Origin of the sequence: Streptosporangium sp. NPDC051022 (assembly GCF_040683035.1) — a bacterium.
Taxonomy (GTDB): domain Bacteria; phylum Actinomycetota; class Actinomycetes; order Streptosporangiales; family Streptosporangiaceae; genus Streptosporangium.
In genome coordinates this window covers 1-17,974 of the sequence record NZ_JBFBCF010000046.1, presented here as the reverse complement: position 1 = coordinate 17,974, position 17,974 = coordinate 1, and the positions used below count along the sequence as shown (strand labels likewise).

Sequence of the window (17,974 nt, the reverse complement as noted above, 5' to 3'; positions counted from 1 at the left end):
TTCACCCCCACAGTCACCCCCACGGTACGGCGGCCGCCCGCCGCGCCTCCTGGGCCTGGGTGATCCGCATGACGACCAGGGCGGCCAGCACGGTGGCGGCGAACACCGGGATCGCGAAGTAGATCTCCGTCCTGACGGCCAGCAGTTCGGAGCCGAGGTCGTCACCCCGGGCCGCCCTGTAGAAGAAGCCGGCGCCCCAGAACGCGATCAGCCACGTCAGCCACCACGCCCACACCAGCCCCGAATGCCGGGCGCCTTCCAGCGCGGTGGGATGGCGCGGGTTCAACGGCGGATCCTGCGGGGTGGAGGTCACCCAGATGTCGTCGACGACCTGCTTGGGAAGCCACAGACTGGCAATCGGGATAATCCACCCGAAAATCAGCAGTGACTTACTTCTGCGGTGCGCGATCGGCGTGATGGCCTCGGCGTTCGACCGCGCCCGGTACAACCAGACGACGAACACGACACCGGTGAGAACATAGGCGGCCGTATCCACCACCCCGCAAAGCGCGTACCAGGAGTCGTTGGTCTCCACCGCGCTTATGTCGACGGAGTCCGGAGAATCGATGAGGCCGGAGACCAGGGACAGACGCTCGAAGGTCACCACGAGCGAGAACACGTCGACCAGCGCGCCGACGCCCAGCGTGACCACGACCGCGATCGCCAGGGCGCGGATCGGCCGTACGGGCCTGGCAGGGGGGTGAAAAGGGGGATCGTAGGGAGAAACAGGGGGATACACCATCGTCCTTCGCGTGGTCGCATCAATGGGCGGACAGTATTTCGGCATTTCACCTCCGCCGCCAAGGGAATATCGCGGCCCCCTCCGCCCGGCCACGTTCACCCGCCGCGGAAGGCGTCTCGTAACCGCCCGGCTTCCCCGTGCCGGGCGCCCGCCCGCGCCCGGCGTCAATGACCGGACCGGCCAGTTAATGACCGGACCGGCCAGTTCCGGACAATTCTCATGCAATTCCCAGATGTGCCGGATAAACCGGTGGTCATGAACGATTCCGCTCCGAGATCGGGACCTGCCGGGAGCCCGGTGGTGCTCGTCGTCGACGACGAACCCAATATCCGCGAGTTACTCCGCGACGCACTGCGGCTGAGCGGGTTTCTCGTGCGAACCGCCGCCACGGGGAAACAGGCGCTGGAGTGCGTCGCCGAGGACCGGCCCGACATCATCCTGCTGGATGTGATGCTGCCCGACCTCGACGGGTTCACGGTGGCGCGGAGTCTGCGCCCCGCCGGCGGCGGCCCGCCGGTGGTGTTCCTCACCGCGCGGGACACGGTCGCCGACCGGATCGCCGGGCTGACCGCGGGCGGCGACGACTACATCACCAAGCCCTTCAGCCTGGAGGAGGTGGTCCTGAGGATCCGGGCCATCCTGCGCCGCGTCGGCACCCGGGAGAAGACGGCCGACGGGCTGCTGCGCTGTGCCGACCTGGAGCTGGACGAGGAGGCCCACACGGTACGGCGGGCCGGACGGCACATCCACCTGTCGCCCCGGGAGTTCGGCCTGCTGCGCTATCTGATGATCAACGCCGACCGGGTCGTGAGCAAGACACAGATCCTCGACCGGGTGTGGAACCACGACTTCGGCGGCGACAGCCGGATCGTGGAGTCCTACATCAGCTACCTGCGCCGCAAGATCGACCTGGAGGGGCCGCCGCTGATCCACACGTTGCGCGGCGTGGGCTACTGCCTGCGGGGCCCCCACCGCAACCGGCGGGACCGGGCCCGGTGAGGACGGTGGCCCGGCCCTGGCCGCTACGGCGCCGGCTGCTGGTGGCGCTGCTCGGGCTGTCGGCGGCCGCGGTGGCGGTGTTCGCCGCCTCCGGTGTGCTGCTGCTGGAGCGGTCGCTGCTGTCACGCGTGGACGCGCAGCTCACCGAGATCTCCGTGTCCCTGAGAAAGGGCCCCCCTCCCACGCCGCCACCGCCGCCGGTCTGCAGGGACGATGTGGAACTGCCGGTGCAGTTCCACATCGCCTTCTACGACCCGTCCGCGGTCCCGCTGCACCGTGGACCGGCCTGCTCCGCGGACGGGCCCGCCGTTCCCGCCGCGGTGATCTCCTCGGTTCCGGCCGGCCCCATCACGGTGCTCTCCCGGGCGGGGACGAGCCAGTGGCGCACGCTGGTGGTGGGCCTGCCGGACGGCGGCAGGGCGGCGGTGTCGATGTCGCTGGAGTCCAACGAGACCACCGTCCACCAGATGCTGCTCATCGAGGTGGTGGCGGGGACGCTGGTGCTGGCGCTGCTCGGCGCGGTGGCGCTCGTGGTGGTACGGCTGGGGCTGCGCCCGCTGACCCGGATGGAGCGCACCGCCACCGCGATAGCGGCCGGGGAGACCCACCGGCGGGTCGCCGACAGCGATCCTCGAACCGAGATCGGCCGTCTGGGGCGCGCGCTCAACGTCATGCTCGAACGGCTGAGCGAGGCGCTGCGTCAACGAGAACGGTCCGAGCAGCGGCTGCGCCGCTTCCTGGCCGACGCCTCCCACGAGCTGCGCACGCCGCTCACCTCCATCCGCGGGTTCGCGGAGCTGTACCGGCACGGCGGGGCCGAGCGGGATCCGGCCGTGGCGCGCATCCTGCGCCGCATCGAGGGCGAGGCCGAGCGGATGGGGGTGCTGGTGGAGGATCTCCTGCTGCTGGCCCACCTGGACCGGGAGCGCGCGCTGGATCTGAGCGAGGTGGACCTGCACGTCATCGCCGGCGACGTGGTGCACGACGCGCGGGCCCGCGACCAGGAACGGGCCATCGAGCTGATCTTCGGCGAGGGGCCGGTACGCGTGGTGGGAGACGAGCACCGCCTCCACCAGATAATCGCCAACCTGGTCGGCAACGCCGTGGCCCACACGCGCCCGCGGGTCGCCGTACGGGTGACGGTCGGCGAGCTCGCCGCGACCGGCCCGCCGGCGCCCGGCGTCGTCTACGCGGGCACCGCGACGGCCACGGCGGGCACGGCGGGCACGGCCGCGTTCGTCGAGGTCCACGACGACGGGCCGGGCATCGAGGCCGAGCACCTTCCCCATGTCTTCGACCGTTTCTACCGGGCCGACAGCGCCCGCTCGCGTGACAGCGGCGGCACCGGCCTGGGCCTGGCCATCGCGGCCGCCCTGGTGGAGGCCCACGACGGCAGGATCGAGGTGCGCAGCCGGGCGGGCCACGGCACGACCTTCCGCGTCGTCCTTCCCCTGTCCGGTCCCGCGGGTGCCTGACCTCCCGTCCGGCCCCGCGGGCGCGTGTCCGGCGTGTCCGCGCTAACGGCGGCATTCGTACAGGACGGAGGCGCCGCCGAACGGCATCCTGTCCGAGGGCGCGGGCCGCTCGGCGCCGCCGTACCGGGTGGCCGGGACGACGTCACAGTTACGGCCGATCCAGGCCCGGCGCTCGGTGGCCGCGGCGCCGCCGAAGGGTCCCGCGCCGGGTCCGGGCATCCCGCTCCCGCCGGGCGTCCCGTTTTCGGGGGGCGTCCCGTTTTCGGGGGGCGTCCCGTTTTCGGGGGGCGTCTCGTTCCCGCCGGGCATTCCGTTCCCGGGGGGCGTCCCGTTCCCCGCGGGGGGTGCGTCGCCGGAGGGCCCCGCCTCCGGTGTCCCGCCGGCGGCCAGGACGAAGCGCAGCTCACCGCCGCGGACCCACCGGTCGAGCTGTTCCACGGACGGCGCCGGGTCCGCGCCCATGAACCCGCCCATGCCGATCACCGTCTCGCCGGAGTGGATGAGGTAGGCGGAGGCGGCCATCGCCCCGCCGTCGACGGCGAGCTTGATGCGCGCGCCGCCGGAGTGCGCGACGGCGTAGTCCAGGATTCCGCGCTGCCCGGCGGTCAGTCCGTCTCCGTGGGCCCACGGCGGGGCTCCGGCGGAGGCGAAGGGCATGGGCGCGGACGGGCCCGCGGTGGGGAAGGTCCCGTTGCCCGCGCCCGCGAGGACGCTCGCGCCCGACCACACCGCCGGGGCGAGCAGCAGGGGGACCAGGGCCGCGACCGGCACGAGACCGCCCGGCCCCGCCGTACGGCCGGCCCGGACGGTGAGAAGGACGGCGACGGCCACGACGGCGGCGGCGAGCACGGCGTAGCGCAGCCAGCCGTGCCACGACATGTCACGGGAGATGAGAACCCACGCCCAGGCCGCGGTACCGGCGACCGCCGCCGGGAGCGCCAGGGCCCGCAGCCGGCCGGCCTCGCGGTGCCGGCGCACCAGCCACACGGTTCCCGCACCGGTCAGGGCGGCGACGGCGGGAGCGAGCATGGCGGTGTAGTAGGGGTGGAAGATGCCCGCGGCGAAGCTGAAGACCACGCCGTTGACGAGCAGCCAGCCGCCCCACAGCACCCAGCCGGCGCGCCGCTCGGGCTCGGCCGGTACGCCGCGCCCGCGGGCGCGCACGGCGAGCACCACGGCGGCCGCGAGGATCAGCAGGGCGAGCGGGAGCAGCCAGCCGACCTGACCGCCGACCGAGTCGCCGAACATGCGCGCGACACCCGGCGGATCGCCGAACGGGTTCCCCACGCCGCCGCCCGGCCTCGGGAATCCCTCTGGGAGACCCCCCGGACCGCCTCGGGCGAGGTCGGCGATCCCGGGCGGCGGCTGCGGCACTCCCCCGGGACCGCCCGGTCCCCCAGGGGCGCCCGGACCGCCGGGACCGCCGGGACGCGGAAACCCTCCCGGACCGCCCTGCCCGAGGACACGCCCCAGGCCGTTGTAGCCGATCACCAGATCCCGGGCGGTCCCGTCGGCGCTCCCCCCGATGTACGGCCGGCCGCCGGGCCACAGGTCCGCCAGCGCCACCCACCACAGCGAGGAGACCAGCAGGACGACGGCCGCGGCTCCCAGGTCCGTCAGCCGCCGCCACAGGCCCGCCCCGGTGCCGGCCAGGTAGGCCGCCAGGAAGGCGGGCAGGCAGACCCAGGCGGCGAGCATCTTGGTGGTGAATCCGCAGCCGACGAGGAACGCCGTCAGCAGCAGCCAGCCGGTGGCCTCGCGGGCGGCGGCGCCCGCCCGTACCGCCCTGGTGAGGGTGTAGGCGGCGGCGACCGTCAGCAGCACCAGCAGCGTGTCGGGGTTGTTGTCCCGGTTGATCATCACGGTGACCGGGGTGAGGGCCAGGACGAGCGCGGCGACCAGTGCGGCCTCCTCTCCGGCCCACCGGCGTACCGCGCGGTGCAGCAGGAACACCGTCGCGACGCCCTCCACCGCCTGGGGCAGCAGCAGCGCCCAGCCGTGGTAGCCGAAGATCCAGGTGGAGACCACCTGGGGCCACAGGGCCATCGGGGGTTTGTCGACGGTGACGACACCGGCCGGGTCGAAGGAGCCGAACAGGAGGTTCACCGGGCTCGCCGACATGGATCTGACGGCCGCGCTGTAGTAGGTGTTGCCCCACCCGGTGGCGGCCCAGCCGTACAGCAGGGCCGCCAGCAGGCAGATCGCGGCGAGCGCGTGGCCCCGCCACCGCCACGGGCGGGCGCCGGGCTCGCCGGCCGTCGTCGTGGCGGCGGAAAGTGAGGTGGTCATCGTTCTCCAGAGGGGGCAGGGGGGTTGCGGCCGAACACCCAGCCGCGCAGCAGCAGGAAACGGCCCACCGTGCCGACGACACAGGAGCCGACCAGCACCGCGAGCTCCGCCGGGCGCGGCGGGTCCTCGACGAGGGCGTGCAGGGTCATGAGCGCGCCGGAGGTCAGCGCGTAGTACAGGCCGAAGACGACCAGTCCCGGCAGGTGGACGCCCACCGTCGAGGTGCGGGGCGCGGCGAAGGTGAAGCGCCGGTTGGCCTCGGTGTTGAGAACCGTGGTGATCGTCAGCGCGACCAGGTTGGCCGCCGGCACCGGCAGCCAGATCCGCAGCAGCGCGTACAGCCCGAGGTGGGCCAGGGTGGACAGCACGCCGATGGCGCAGAACGACAGCACCTGCCACAGCAGGCCGCCGCCGTCCCGGGCCAGGACGGCGTCGGGGTGGATCGCCCGCGGGCCGGGCCGCCGGGGCAGGCCGGGCACGCGGGCGGTCCCCGAGGCCTTCGCGCGGGCCACCCTGACCAGCCCCCTGAGGTCGTCGAGGGCGGTCCGCACGACCTGGACCCGGCTGTCGACGTCCTCCACCCAGTCGACGGGGATCTCGTGCACCCGCAGGCCGTTGTGGTCGGCCAGGAGCAGCAGCTCGGTGTCGAAGAACCAGGAGTCGTCCTCGACCCGGTCCAGCATCGGGCGGACCACCGCCGTCCGGGCGGCCTTGAACCCGCACTGCGCGTCGCTGAACCCCACCCCGTGGGTGCGTCTGACCAGCGCGTTGTAGCAGCGGGAGACGATCTCCCTGCGGGGGCCGCGCACCGTGCGCGCCCCCCGCGCGAGCCGGGAGCCGATGGCCAGGTCGGAGTGGCCGTTGACCAGCGGGGCGACGAGCGGGAGCAGCGCGTCGAGCCCGGTGGACAGGTCGACGTCCATGTAGGCCACGACGTCGGCCCGGCTCCGTGTCCACGCCGTGCGCAGCGCCAGGCCCCGGCCCTTGCGGTCCAGACGCAGGAGCCGGACGTTGGGGAAGCGCCCGGCCAGGTCCGCCGCGACCGCGCCCGTGCCGTCGGTGCTGGCGTTGTCGACCACGGTGATGGTCCAGGCGAAGGGGAAAAACCTCTCCAGATAGTCGTGCAGGACGGTGATGCAGCCGGCCAGGGCGCGTTCCTCGTTGTAGACCGGCACCACGATCTCCACCGTCGCGGTCCGCCCGGCGGGGACCCGCGCATCCTCGTCGGCCGTCGTGGCACTGTTCACCCGCGTCACCACCTCCAATACCGTCAAATCCGTCGACTCAGGTATGGCGGGTGATTGTGTGAGAAAGCTGGGAATCCCCAGTTTCGCCAGGCGAGCGCGCACCGGCCGGCCGCCCGCGCCACCATGTTTGACATGGGATATCGACTCGGTGTCGACGTTCCCAGCTAACTCCCAGTCAGGGCGCGTAGAACCCACGCTATGAAAGAGCCCGCGCCCGCCAGGGTGCTGATCGTCGACGACGAGCCCAACATCCGCGAGCTGCTGTCGAGCGCCCTGCGCATGAGCGGTTTCGAGGTGTCCGTGGCCGCCTGCGGCATCGAGGCGATGGAGGGCGCCGGCCGCGACCGCCCCGACATCGTGATCCTCGACGTGATGCTGCCCGACCTGGACGGTTTCACCGTGGCGCGACGGCTGCGGGCCCTTCACGACGGCCTGCCGGTGCTCTTCCTGACCGCCCGCGACGCCGTCACCGACCGCATCGCGGGCCTGACCGCGGGCGGTGACGACTACGTCACCAAACCCTTCAGCCTGGAGGAGGTCATCCTGCGGCTCCGGGCCATCCTGCGGCGCAGCCGCCCGCCCGCCGACCTCTCCGCGGACGGCGTCCTGCGCTACGCGGATCTGGAACTCGACGAGAAGGCGCACACGGTGCGCCGGGCCGAGCGGACCGTGCACCTGTCGCCCACCGAGTTCAACCTGCTGCGCTATCTGATGGTCAACGCCGAACGTGTGGTGAGCAAGACGCAGATCCTGGACCGGGTGTGGAACTACGGCTTCGGCGGCGACAGCCGGATCGTCGAGTCCTACATCAGCTACCTGCGCCGCAAGATCGACGCCGAGGGGCCCGCGCTGATCCACACCCTGCGCGGCGTGGGCTACTCCCTGCGGCTGCACCCGGCCGCCGGGGCGACGTCCCGGGACGGCTCCCCACTCCCCCGCCGAGGCGTCGCCCCGCACGGCGGAGAAAAGAGGGGACGACGCCCGAGCTGACCGGGTCGCGCCCGGAGTCCGGGAAGACCACCCGGCACCGGCGTCGAGATCAGCCGGTACGGCCCGCCGCCTGCGTGCCCCGGGTGCTGGCCCGGCTCGCCGAGCGCCGCCCCGGCGTCGGCGTCGAGGTCCGTACCTCGGCCGGCCGGGACGAACTGCTCGCCGAGGTGAGCGCCGGGCGGCTGGAGGCGGCGCTGGTGCTCGACACCGGGGACGCCCTCGGCGATCTCGGTTTCCCGCCGCCCCCGCTCCGCTGACCTTTCTCGACCTCGATCCGGTTCCGCTCGTCCTGGTCGCGATGCCCGGCCACAGGCTGGACGGCCGCCCCGGCCTGGAGGCGGGCGACCTGATCGGCGAACGGCTGCTGGTCAACGCGCCGAGCTGTTCCTTCCGGATGGCCGCGGACCGGTTCCTCGGCCCCGGGCCGGAACGGGTCCTGGCGGGCGGGGTCGCGGTGATGCGGGCGTGGGCGGAACAGGGCCTGGGCGTCTGCCTGCTTCCCGGGTTCGCGGTCTCCACCGCTCTGCGGTCCGGCACGCTCACCGAACTCGACTTCGCCGTCCCGGACCTCCGGCTGCGTCTGGTCTGGCGCGCCGACCGGGAAGACCTTCCCGGGCTGCGCGACGTCCTCTACGCCGCCAGCGCCTGACGGCCCGGCGGCGCGGACCGGCAGGTCCCGGCCTCGATCGGGGGGCGGCACCGTCGCGTGCGATGATTGCCCCACCATGCCCGCCACCATGCCCGCCACCCTGCCCGTGACCTTGCCCGCCACCATGCCCTTCCGTCTCGCCCGGGCCGCCGCCTTCGCCACGGCCTGCCTGGGGCTGAGCGTGATGGCGCATGTCCTGGCAGGAGGAACGGTCTCGGCGCCGAGCGCGGCCGGGGCGCTGGCGCTCGCGTTCACGGCGGCCCTCGCCGTGTCGGGGCGCGAACGCACGCCGGCGGCGATCCTGCCGCTCCTGACCGGGTTGCAGGCCGGGCTGCACGTGCTGTTCTCCCTGGCGCACGCCGCGTCCCCGGCACAGGGCGCCGGGCACGCCCACTCCGGCCTGCTGCCGGGCCTGGGCATGCTGATCATGCACGGCTGGGCGGTGGGCCTGACCTCCCTGTGGCTGGCGCGCGGCGAGGCGGCGCTGTGGGCGCTGCTGCGGCGGCTCGGCGCGCGGCTGTACCGCGTGCTCATCGTGTACACGGCTCCGCCGTACACCTCTCTCCTCTCACCGGGCCCGATCGAGCCGAAGCCGCTCCGCTCGGCCGTACTGCGCCACGCCGTAAGCCGGCGCGGCCCTCCCCCGGCTGTCACCGCCACCTCCGGCTGACCGCCCAAGGTCGCCCGGAGGCGTTGCCTCGTTCCCAGCCCGCGGGCGATCTCCCGATCCGTCGGCGCGGGCCCGCGCCGGCGCGGCCATCCGACCGCCCGGCGGACCGAATCAGCGTGACAGTTCCGGCTGCCCGCCGGCATGGCCACACCAAGGCGGCACTCGGCCGCGGCCTGCCGGCTCCGCCGGAGGAAAGGCTTCACCGTGTTCTCTCGCCGTATCGTCCCCGCCGCGATCCTGACCGCGGCCGTCACGGCACTGTGCGGATGCGGCGCCCAGAGCGCCTCCGCACCGGCCCCCGCATCTCCCACATCGTCCCCCGCGGCGGCCGTCGCCACCGCTCCCGCATCGGCCGCCGCGTCCCCTCAGGCTGTCCCGTCGGCCACCGGAGCGGCGCTGACGATCGTCGACCCGTGGGTGAAGACCGCCAAGAAGGGCATGAGCGCCGCCTTCGGCACCCTGGTCAACGACACCGGCACCGACGTGACCGTCGTCTCCGCCTCCTCACCGCTGTCGCCGAAGGTCGAACTGCACGAGGTGGTCGACTCCGGAGACAAGATGATCATGCGCCCCAAGAAGGGCGGGTTCGTCGTCCCCGCTCACGGCACGTACCCGCTCCAGCCCGGCGGCGACCACCTCATGCTCATGGGCGTCACCGAAGAGGTGATGCCCGGCGCGCAGATCCCCTTCGCCCTCGCCCTTGAGGGCGGCGGGAAACTGGAGTTCACCGCGGTCGGCAAGGATTTCGCCGGCGGCAGGGAGGACTACCAGCCCGGTATGGACATGGGCAAGGAGCAGGGCTGATGCGTCAACCCCGGCTGACCCGCAGAGGCCTGCTCACCGGGGGCGCCGTCACGGCGGCCGGCGCCCTGGCGGCCCGCGCCCTCCCACCGTCCTCCTCTCCCTCTTCCGCCTCGTCTCCCGCCCGGGAGCCGGGCGCGCCCTCCGCCCCCGGTCCGGCGATCGAGCCGTTCCACGGTGTCCACCAGGCCGGAATCGCCACCCCGCCGCAGGCCCACGCCGTGTTCGCCGGTCTGGACCTGCTGCCGGGCACCGGACGCGAGGCGATCGTCCGGATGATGCGCCTGCTCACCGACGACGCCCGCCGCCTGACCGAGGGCAGGGCCGCGCTGGCCGACACCGAGCCCGAACTGGCCGTGCATCCCGCCCGGCTGACCGTCACCTTCGGCTTCGGTCCGGGCCTGTTCGCCGCGGCCGGGGTCGAGGAGCTGCGGCCGGAGTCGGTGGCCCCGCTGCCCCCGTTCGTCGTCGACAGGCTGGAGCGGCGGTGGACCGGCGCGGACCTGCTGCTGCAGATCTGCGCCGACGACGCCGTCACCCTCGCCCACGCCCTGCGCATGACGATCAAGGACGCCCGTTCCTTCACCCGGGTGCGCTGGACCCAGCGCGGGTTCCGGCGCGGCTCCCAGACCGCCCCTCCCGGCACGACCCAGCGCAACCTCATGGGCCAGCTCGACGGCACCGTCAACCCCGTCCCGGGCACCCCCGACTTCGACCGGGCCGTGTGGACCGGCGACGGCCCCCGGTGGCTGCACGGCGGTACCACCCTGGTACTGCGCCGCATCCGCACACAGCTGGACAAGTGGGACGCCGCCGACCGGACGGCCAGGGAGTTCAGCGTCGGCCGCCGCCTGGACACCGGCGCCCCGCTGACCGGGCTGCGCGAGCACGACGAGCCCGACTTCGACAGGCTCAACACGCTCGGCTTTCCGGTCATCTCCGAGTACGCGCACATCCGCCGGGCCCACGTGAAGGACCCCGGCATGCGGATCCTGCGCCGCGTCTACAACTACGACGAAGGGATCACCCCCGAAGGACACGCCGACTCCGGGCTGCTGTTCGCCTCCTACCAGGCCGACGTCGCCCGGCAGTTCATCCCCGTCCAGCGGAGACTGGCCGAGGCCGACCTGCTGAACGAGTGGACGACCCCCATCGGGTCGGCCGTGTTCGCCGTTCCCCCCGGCTGCTCGGCCGACGGCTGGATCGGCGAGACGCTCCTCGGCTGACCGGGGTCGTCACCGAAGCGCGTCCGGTCTTCCACGGGGGCACCGGCCGGCGGGCAGGCGTCACGGCGCCTCTCGGCCCCGGGCAGGCGGCGGTAGAGGCAGGGGGGCACAATGACGACCATGACCGGTTCTCCTCCCTGGCCGCGAAGACGTGTGCCCGCCCCCGCCGGGACCGACCCCGCTCCGGTGCGGGGCGGGGTGATGCCCACCGGCATCCTCGACTGGGGGCATCCGCGCGTGGGCGCCTTCGTCGAGCGGGTGACCGCCCGGGCCCCCGAGGATCCGCTCGCCCTGCTGAGGGTCGCCCACGGCCACATCGCGCGGGCGATCCGCCCGGTCTACTCGCTCGAGGAACGGCGGGCGGTCTCGGAGATCCTGCGGCGGGAGCGCGGGTCGTGCAGCCAGCGCCTGGCGGTGCTGGAGGCGGTCGCCCGGGCACGCGGGATTCCCACCCGGGTGCGCGGCCTGCTGGTCGACGGTTCCTTCTGGCATCCGCGGTTCCCGCGTCTTCACCGTCTCGTGCCGGACCAGGTCGTGCTCGCGTGGCCGGAGTTCCGGACGGCGGACGGCTGGGTCCAGGTGTCCGAGCTGTTCGGCGACCTGCCCGAGCTGAGCCGGACGCCCGGCGGCGCCTTCACCAACACCGGCCGGGAGACGCTGTTCGAGGCCCTGTCGCGCACGGCCGTCGACTGGGACGGGGTGACCGGTGCGCCCAGGGCGTGCTCGGCGTGCTCGGCGTGTGATCTGTCGGCGAGGGTCCTGGCGGATCTGGGGCACCACGACTCCAGGGACGCGCTGTTCGCCGAGCACGGTCAGACGCTGTGCCGGGCCGCGAGGATCCTGGGAGAACCCGTCATGGGCCGATGGAGCGCGGGCGCTTCGTCCCCGACGGGGTGACGGACCCGGCGGCGACCGGTCACGGGAACGGCCGCCCGCGCCGGGACCGGGCGCCGTGACCAGACCCGGGCCCGGCGGACGGCCAGTGGGATGACGGTGAGATGACGGTGGGGTGACGGTGGGATCCGGCGGTCTCCGAGATGGCCTGCCGCATCGAACGCCCTGGTCTTGGGGCCTTTCGGCCCTGCCATATTCGGCCATATGGGGGGAGACTGGCAGTGAGCGGTGGAACTCGCAAGGGGGCTGCTGATGATCACCCGGGTACGGCTGCGCGGCCGCCACACGACAGGTAAGGCGAAGCCCGGACCGTCGAACGAACCCCCGCCCCCCTCTGCCCCTCCCCCCTCTCCGGGCTGGCGGAGCTGGCTGCTGCCGATCGGCATGCTGGTCATCGCGGCGTGGCTGCTGGTGCCGCTCGTCCTCGGCGGGACCGCGACCCGGTCCTACTCCTACAGCGACTTCACGGCCAAGGTGGACGCCGGACAGGTCAAGACCGTCACGATCGACGAGCAGGGCGCGGTGACCGGCACCCTGAGCGACGGCACCAGGTTCACCAGCCAGATCCCGACGGCACCCAACGCCGCCCAGCTGGAGAGCCGGCTGCACGCCAAGCACGTGCAGACCACCGCCACCCAGGCGGGAGGCTCCTGGACCTCCCTCCTCATCGGCCTGCTGCCGCTGGTACTGCTGATGGGCCTGTTCCTCTGGACGGGACGGAAGGCGCAGCAGTCCCTGGCCGGCGGCATCGGCGGCTTCGGCAGGTCACGAGCGAAGATCATCGAGGCGGAGCGGCCGACCACCCGGTTCGGGGACGTCGCCGGCTACGACGGGGTCAAGCAGGAGATCAGCGAGATGGTCGACTTCCTGCGCGCCCCCGAGCGGTACACGGCGGCGGGCGCCAAACCTCCCCGCGGTGTGATCATGGTCGGTCCTCCCGGCACGGGCAAGACGCTCATCGCCAGGGCGGTGGCCGGTGAGGCGGCCGTGCCGTTCCTGTCGGTCACCGGATCGGGGTTCGTGGAGATGTTCGTCGGCGTGGGCGCCTCACGGGTGCGCGACCTGTTCGACGAGGCGCGCAAACGCGCCCCCTCGATCATCTTCATCGACGAGATCGACGCGATCGGCGGCCGCCGCGGCTCCGGGACGATCACCGGCGGCAACGACGAGCGCGAGCAGACGCTCAACCAGCTGCTGGCCGAGATGGACGGCTTCGACCAGGGCAGCGGCATCGTGGTCCTGGCCGCGACCAACAGGCCCGAGGCCCTCGATCCGGCCCTGCTGCGGCCGGGCCGTTTCGACCGGCAGGTCACCGTGCCGCTGCCCAACCAGATCGAGCGCGCGGCGATCCTGGCCGTGCACGCGGCGGGAAAACACCTGACCCCGGACGCCGATCTCGGGGTGATCGCCCGCGCCACCCCGGGATTCTCCGGCGCCGACCTGGCCAACCTGGTCAACGAGGCCGCGATCAACGCGGTCAGGGCGGACCGCACGACCATCGACGCCCACGATCTCGACGCCGCCCGCGACCGGGTGCTGCTCGGCCGCCGGGACACCTCCAACGCCCTGCTCCCCCAGGAACGCCACGCGGTGGCCGTGCACGAGTCCGGTCACGCCCTGCTGGCCGCGCTGTGCGAGCACGCCGACCCGGTCGCCAAGGTGACCATCCTGCCGGCCGGCCTGACCCTCGGCGTGACCGAGCAGCTGCCCGAAGCCGAGCGGCACCTCTACAGCGAGAGCTACCTGGCCGACCTGCTGGCCGTACGGCTCGGCGGCCGGGCCGCCGAACTGGTCGTCTTCGGCGAGGGCTCCACCGGCGCCGCCAACGACCTGGCGGGCGCCACCCAGATCGCCACCCGCATGGTGCGCGACTTCGGCCTGTCGGCTGAGCTCGGCCCGGTCGGCTACTCCTCGGCCAGTCCCCAGTATCTCGGCGAGGAACTCGACGACCTGCGGCGCAAGCCGTACTCGGAGCGGACTCAGCGGATCATCGACGAGGAGGTGGGCCGCCTGCTCGGCGAGGCCGAGAAGCGCGCGGTCGGCCTGCTGCGCGCCCACCGCGGCGCCCTCGACCGGCTCTCGGCGATCCTGCTCGAACAGGAGACCGTCGGCGGCGAGGTCGTCGGCGGCGTGCTGCGCGAGGAGCGGATGACGGTACCCCGCCTGGACGCCACCGCCTGACGGGCACGCCGGTACGCCGGGGCCCTCTCGGGATCCTCCCTCCCCTCCGTCACCACCTGTTCTGCCCGGTCCCCTCCGTCACCACCTGTTCTGCCCGGCGGGCCCGGCGAACTGGGCGATGTCCTGCGAGGTGGTGGCGAGCAGCTTGTCGGCCAGATCCGCCAGCGCGCGGGCGACCGCGAGCTCGTCACCGATCTCGGGCACCGGACGGTCGATCGGGTTGCGGCGCGAGTGGCCGAAACCGGTCAGGTGGTGAATGTCCTTGACGTTCAGGAACACCCGGGCGAAGGTGTCGTCGCCCTCTTCGGTGATGTCGACCTGTATGTTCCACTGCTTGGCTTCCATGGTCGGAACCTCCAGTTCAACGAACGGCCACCGGCACGGGCCAGTCGTCTTCCGTGCCGGTCACCGGCCGGTGTCACGATCTCGGCGGCCTCAAGGTCCTGCGGAAGGTCCTGCGATCGGCACGCCCCCCGGCGAGATATGTGCTCTTTTCTGGATTTTCCCTCTCTTTTGCCCCATCGCTGGGCAAGGCTCAGGCACAGAGGCGGGAGATCCCCGGCGGCGGGGGCTTCGGCCGTCGCGTGAGACGACCGCGGGGCCCGGGGAAAACAGGCGGGGCGAGAATTTCACTCTACTCGTCCGCCCGGAGACGGAACGGGCCGCCCAGCGCCTTCGCCAGGAGCCGGGGGGCCTCGACCAGCGAAGGGCCGTACCACGTCAGATGACGGCCGCTGACGAGGGCCACGTCGACGCCGGGGAAGCTCTCCGGCCCGTCGCCGGCGGTGAAACGGTACGGCTCGTCCGGCAGCACCACCAGGTCGGGCCCGCCCTCCAGGAGCCGGTCGGCCGGGATCCTCGGATAACGCTCGGGGTGCTCACGGTAGAGGTTGTCCACCCCCAGCCTGGCCAGTACGTCACCGGCGAAGGTGTCACGGCCGACGACCATCCAGGGGCGCCGCCACACGGGAATGACGGCGCGCCTTCGGCGGGCGGGGGCGGGCGTCGCCCACGCCCGCGCCGCGTCCTCCAGCCAGGCGGGACGGGGCAGCCCGCACGCCACGGTGAGCACGCGCTCCAGGGAGACCAGCGCCTCGTCCACCGTACGGATGACGGTCGTCCAGACCGGGACGCCCGCCTCCCGCAGTTCCCGCAGGTCGCTCTCCCGGTTCTCCTCGAAGTTGGCCAGCACGACGTCGGGCCGCAGCGAGCCGATCCGGCCGAGGTCGGGGTTCTTGGTCCCGCGGACCCTCGTGACGGCCAGGTCCGCCGGACGGTCGCACCAGTCCGTGGCGCCCACGAGAAGCTCCCGCCCGGTGGCCGCGACGGCCTCGGTCAGGGACGGGACGAGAGAGACCACGCGGCGCACCCGCCCGGGAAGCCGCACGGCGAGGCCGAGGTCGTCTTTCTCCATGCGGTCACCGTACGCCCGCCACCCTCATGTCACACACCAGACCCAGGGTGATGTCGAACGCATAAAGGGATCTTGCCGACTATTCGGAACTCAAAGACATTGCGGATGTTTCTCTAGTTTCTCGGGAGGCTCCGCGTGCCACGATTACGAGCAGTCCTCATCGCCCTGGCGGTGACCGCGACGGGCATCACCCCCGCCCATGCGTCGTCCCCCACCCCCTCCATCACCGTCGAGAACGGAAGGACCCAGCCGGTCTTCTCCTACACCGACGCCATCCGCGAACACGTCTACGTCGAATCGAGCACCGACAGCGACGCCGACGGAAAACCCGACCAGATCCGCGTCGACATCATCAGGCCCAGAGAGTCGGGCCCCGCCCTCAAGGTGCCCGTCATCATCGACGAAAGCCCTTACTACGACAACGCGGGCCGCGGCAACGAATCCGAGCGGAAAACCTACGACGCCGCCGGAAACCCCCTGAAGTTCCCCCTCTTCTACGACAACTACTTCGTACCGCGCGGCTACGCCGTCCTCAACGTCGACATGAACGGCACCACCAAATCCGACGGCTGCCCCGACACCGGCGGCCGCTCCGACGTCCTCGGCGGAAAAGCCGTCATCGACTGGCTCAACGGCCGCGCCACCGCCCGCCGCGCCGACGGCACCCCCGTCAACGCCGACTGGACCACCGGCAAGACCGCGATGATCGGCAAGTCCTACGACGGCACCCTCGCCAACGCCGTCGCCGCCACCGGCGTCCAGGGACTCGAGACCATCGTCCCGATCTCCGCCATCAGCTCCTGGTACAGATATCAGCGCTCCAACGGCGTGATCTACAGCTACGACTACATGTCGTGGCTCGCCAACTACGTCGACACCGACCCCGACGCCAAATGCGCCGCCGTACGGGCCGACATGGACGCCAGGGACGGCGACGACACCGGCGACTACAACCCCTTCTGGGCCGAACGCGACTACCTCGACGGCCTGCTCACCAACGTCTCCAAAATGCACGCCAGCGTCTTCGCCGTCCACACCGTCAACGACCTCAACGTCAAACCCGACAACTTCAGCAAGTGGTGGCAGGCACTGGCCAGGAACAACATCCCCCGCAAAATCTGGGTCGGGCAGTACCAGCACGTCGACCCGTTCGACTTCGAAGGACGCCGCGACCTCTGGGTCGACACCCTCCAGCAGTGGTTCGACCACTGGCTGCTCGGCGTGAACAACACCGTCATGCGGCAACCCCGCGCCGACGTGCAGACCAGCACCAACCGCTGGATCACCCAGTCCGACTGGCCCGCCCCCCACACCCTGAAGGTCTCCCTTCACCCCGCCTCCGACGGCTCCCTAGGCCTCACCCCCGCCAGAAGAGGACAGACGGCGACCTTCACCGACACCCGCCAGACCGAGGACGCCATGGCCGCCGACATCGGCACGGCCGTCCCGGCGAGAGCGGCCTTCACCACCGGCCCGCTGCCGCTGGACCTCCGGCTGTCCGGCACACCCGTCATCGACCTGCGCCTGGCACTCGACAGACCCACCTCGAACCTGACCGCGCTCCTCGTCGACTACGGCCAGGACACCCGCATCGACTGGCGACGCGGCCAGGGCATAACCACCCTCACCGAGGAGAGCTGCCACGGCGAGAGCACGGCGGCCGACGACGCCTGCTACAGGAAGGTCGCCGTCAACCTCGCCGACCGTCCCCTGGAGATCGTCGCCCGCGGCTGGATCGACGTGCAGAACCGCGACTCGCTCAGCCGCCCCTCCCCCCTGCCGCCGGGCACCTACGGCAGGGTTCGCTGGGAGACCCTGCCGCAGGACTACATCTTCAAGAAGGGCCACCGGCTGGCCCTCGTCATCGCCGGCACCGACGCCACCTACAGCGGCGAGGCGGCCACCGGCGCGAACGTCACCCTCGACCTGGCCAGAAGCACGGTGCAGCTCCCCCTGGTGCTCACCGCCCTCGGCGGCGGTGACGTGCCGCGGGACAAGACCAGATGGCGCGGCCCCGCGCGGGTGACCCTGCCGGTACCGGAGAACACGTTCTTCTGATCCGCCCGGGAGCACGGGGCCGCCTCCGGCCGGTCCCGTGCTCCCCTCGGCGACGCCGGAAGATCTCCGGCCCCGCGAGCGGAACCTCACCCCTGTCACGCGGTGTGGAGCGCGGCCGCCGACTTCGTCCACCGCGTGAACCGGTAGACGGCACGGACCCGCGGGCCGCGCGGACCGGTGACGGGCGACCGCCGTCCCCGCGGCGGCCGGCGCCCCGGAACAGCGCCTTGGAACGGTGCCCTAGTAGGGCTTGGTTAGGTGGGGACAGATTGGGCGTGTCTGGGTAACGCGCGGCGGCAGGTGGGGCAGATCCCGGCCCAGCAGGCCAGGATCAGCTGT

Annotated in this window: 16 protein-coding genes; 11 read left to right on the top strand and 5 right to left on the bottom strand. The window is 72.4% G+C overall.

Annotation, left to right across the window (positions count from 1 at the left end; translation table 11 throughout):
- Nucleotides 1-13: 13 nt before the first annotated feature.
- Entirely contained in the window at nucleotides 14-742 is a 729-nt protein-coding gene (locus tag AB0N02_RS43240; RefSeq protein ID WP_363960021.1) for a DUF4328 domain-containing protein, read from the bottom strand.
- 255 nt (nucleotides 743-997) lie between these two features.
- Here AB0N02_RS43240 and AB0N02_RS43235 point away from each other — a divergent pair, with 255 nt between their 5' ends.
- Both AB0N02_RS43235 and AB0N02_RS43230 read left to right on the top strand, forming a co-directional pair.
- Nucleotides 998-1,741, top strand: coding sequence for a response regulator transcription factor (locus AB0N02_RS43235; protein WP_363960018.1), 744 nt, complete (start codon nucleotides 998-1,000; stop codon nucleotides 1,739-1,741).
- Nucleotides 1,738-3,216, top strand: coding sequence for a HAMP domain-containing sensor histidine kinase (locus tag AB0N02_RS43230; RefSeq protein ID WP_363960015.1), 1,479 nt, complete (start codon nucleotides 1,738-1,740; stop codon nucleotides 3,214-3,216). The genes AB0N02_RS43235 and AB0N02_RS43230 overlap by 4 nt, the downstream gene beginning before the upstream one ends.
- A 42-nt stretch (nucleotides 3,217-3,258) precedes the next feature.
- Here the strand turns inward: AB0N02_RS43230 and AB0N02_RS43225 are convergent, their stop codons facing one another.
- A complete protein-coding gene (locus tag AB0N02_RS43225) occupies nucleotides 3,259-5,505 on the bottom strand; it encodes a glycosyltransferase family 39 protein (protein WP_363960012.1) in 2,247 nt (748 codons plus the stop codon).
- A complete protein-coding gene (locus AB0N02_RS43220; RefSeq protein WP_363960009.1) occupies nucleotides 5,502-6,752 on the bottom strand; it encodes a bifunctional glycosyltransferase family 2/GtrA family protein in 1,251 nt (416 codons plus the stop codon). The genes AB0N02_RS43225 and AB0N02_RS43220 overlap by 4 nt, the downstream gene beginning before the upstream one ends.
- Before the next feature lie 198 nt (nucleotides 6,753-6,950).
- Between AB0N02_RS43220 and AB0N02_RS43215 the strand changes: the two genes are divergently transcribed.
- The 8 genes from AB0N02_RS43215 to ftsH all read left to right on the top strand — a co-directional run bounded on the left by AB0N02_RS43215 (nucleotide 6,951) and on the right by ftsH (nucleotide 14,163).
- Entirely contained in the window at nucleotides 6,951-7,742 is a 792-nt protein-coding gene (locus AB0N02_RS43215) for a response regulator transcription factor (RefSeq protein WP_363960006.1), read from the top strand.
- Nucleotides 7,743-7,816: 74 nt separating this feature from the next.
- Nucleotides 7,817-7,999: a hypothetical protein gene (locus tag AB0N02_RS43210; protein ID WP_363960003.1), complete on the top strand. Its 183-nt coding sequence runs from the start codon at nucleotides 7,817-7,819 to the stop codon at nucleotides 7,997-7,999.
- On the top strand, nucleotides 7,996-8,391 hold the full coding sequence (locus tag AB0N02_RS43205) for a substrate-binding domain-containing protein (RefSeq protein ID WP_363960165.1): 396 nt from the start codon (nucleotides 7,996-7,998) through the stop codon (nucleotides 8,389-8,391). Before AB0N02_RS43210 ends, AB0N02_RS43205 begins: the two co-directional genes overlap by 4 nt.
- 76 nt (nucleotides 8,392-8,467) lie before the next feature.
- A complete protein-coding gene (locus AB0N02_RS43200) occupies nucleotides 8,468-9,061 on the top strand; it encodes an MFS transporter (RefSeq protein ID WP_363960000.1) in 594 nt (197 codons plus the stop codon).
- A gap of 204 nt (nucleotides 9,062-9,265) precedes the next feature.
- On the top strand, nucleotides 9,266-9,865 hold the full coding sequence (locus AB0N02_RS43195) for a copper chaperone PCu(A)C (RefSeq protein WP_363959997.1): 600 nt from the start codon (nucleotides 9,266-9,268) through the stop codon (nucleotides 9,863-9,865).
- Nucleotides 9,865-11,088 carry a Dyp-type peroxidase gene (locus AB0N02_RS43190; protein WP_363959995.1) on the top strand — a complete coding sequence of 408 codons (1,224 nt, stop codon included), beginning with the start codon at nucleotides 9,865-9,867 and terminating at the stop codon, nucleotides 11,086-11,088. The genes AB0N02_RS43195 and AB0N02_RS43190 overlap by 1 nt, the downstream gene beginning before the upstream one ends.
- Before the next feature lie 120 nt (nucleotides 11,089-11,208).
- Nucleotides 11,209-11,985: a transglutaminase domain-containing protein gene (locus AB0N02_RS43185; RefSeq protein ID WP_363959992.1), complete on the top strand. Its 777-nt coding sequence runs from the start codon at nucleotides 11,209-11,211 to the stop codon at nucleotides 11,983-11,985.
- 225 nt (nucleotides 11,986-12,210) lie between these two features.
- A complete protein-coding gene (ftsH, locus tag AB0N02_RS43180; protein WP_363959989.1) occupies nucleotides 12,211-14,163 on the top strand; it encodes an ATP-dependent zinc metalloprotease FtsH in 1,953 nt (650 codons plus the stop codon).
- A gap of 78 nt (nucleotides 14,164-14,241) precedes the next feature.
- Here ftsH and AB0N02_RS43175 read toward each other — a convergent pair whose 3' ends face one another.
- Nucleotides 14,242-14,508: a DUF1876 domain-containing protein gene (locus tag AB0N02_RS43175; protein WP_363959986.1), complete on the bottom strand. Its 267-nt coding sequence runs from the start codon at nucleotides 14,506-14,508 to the stop codon at nucleotides 14,242-14,244.
- A 289-nt stretch (nucleotides 14,509-14,797) separates the two neighbouring features.
- The gene (locus AB0N02_RS43170; protein ID WP_363959983.1) at nucleotides 14,798-15,577 is read right to left on the bottom strand and encodes a helical backbone metal receptor; all 780 of its coding nucleotides are present in this window, start codon (nucleotides 15,575-15,577) and stop codon (nucleotides 14,798-14,800) included.
- Between the two features lie 135 nt (nucleotides 15,578-15,712).
- Here AB0N02_RS43170 and AB0N02_RS43165 point away from each other — a divergent pair, with 135 nt between their 5' ends.
- A complete protein-coding gene (locus tag AB0N02_RS43165) occupies nucleotides 15,713-17,635 on the top strand; it encodes a Xaa-Pro dipeptidyl-peptidase (protein WP_363959980.1) in 1,923 nt (640 codons plus the stop codon).
- Nucleotides 17,636-17,974: the final 339 nt, after the last annotated feature.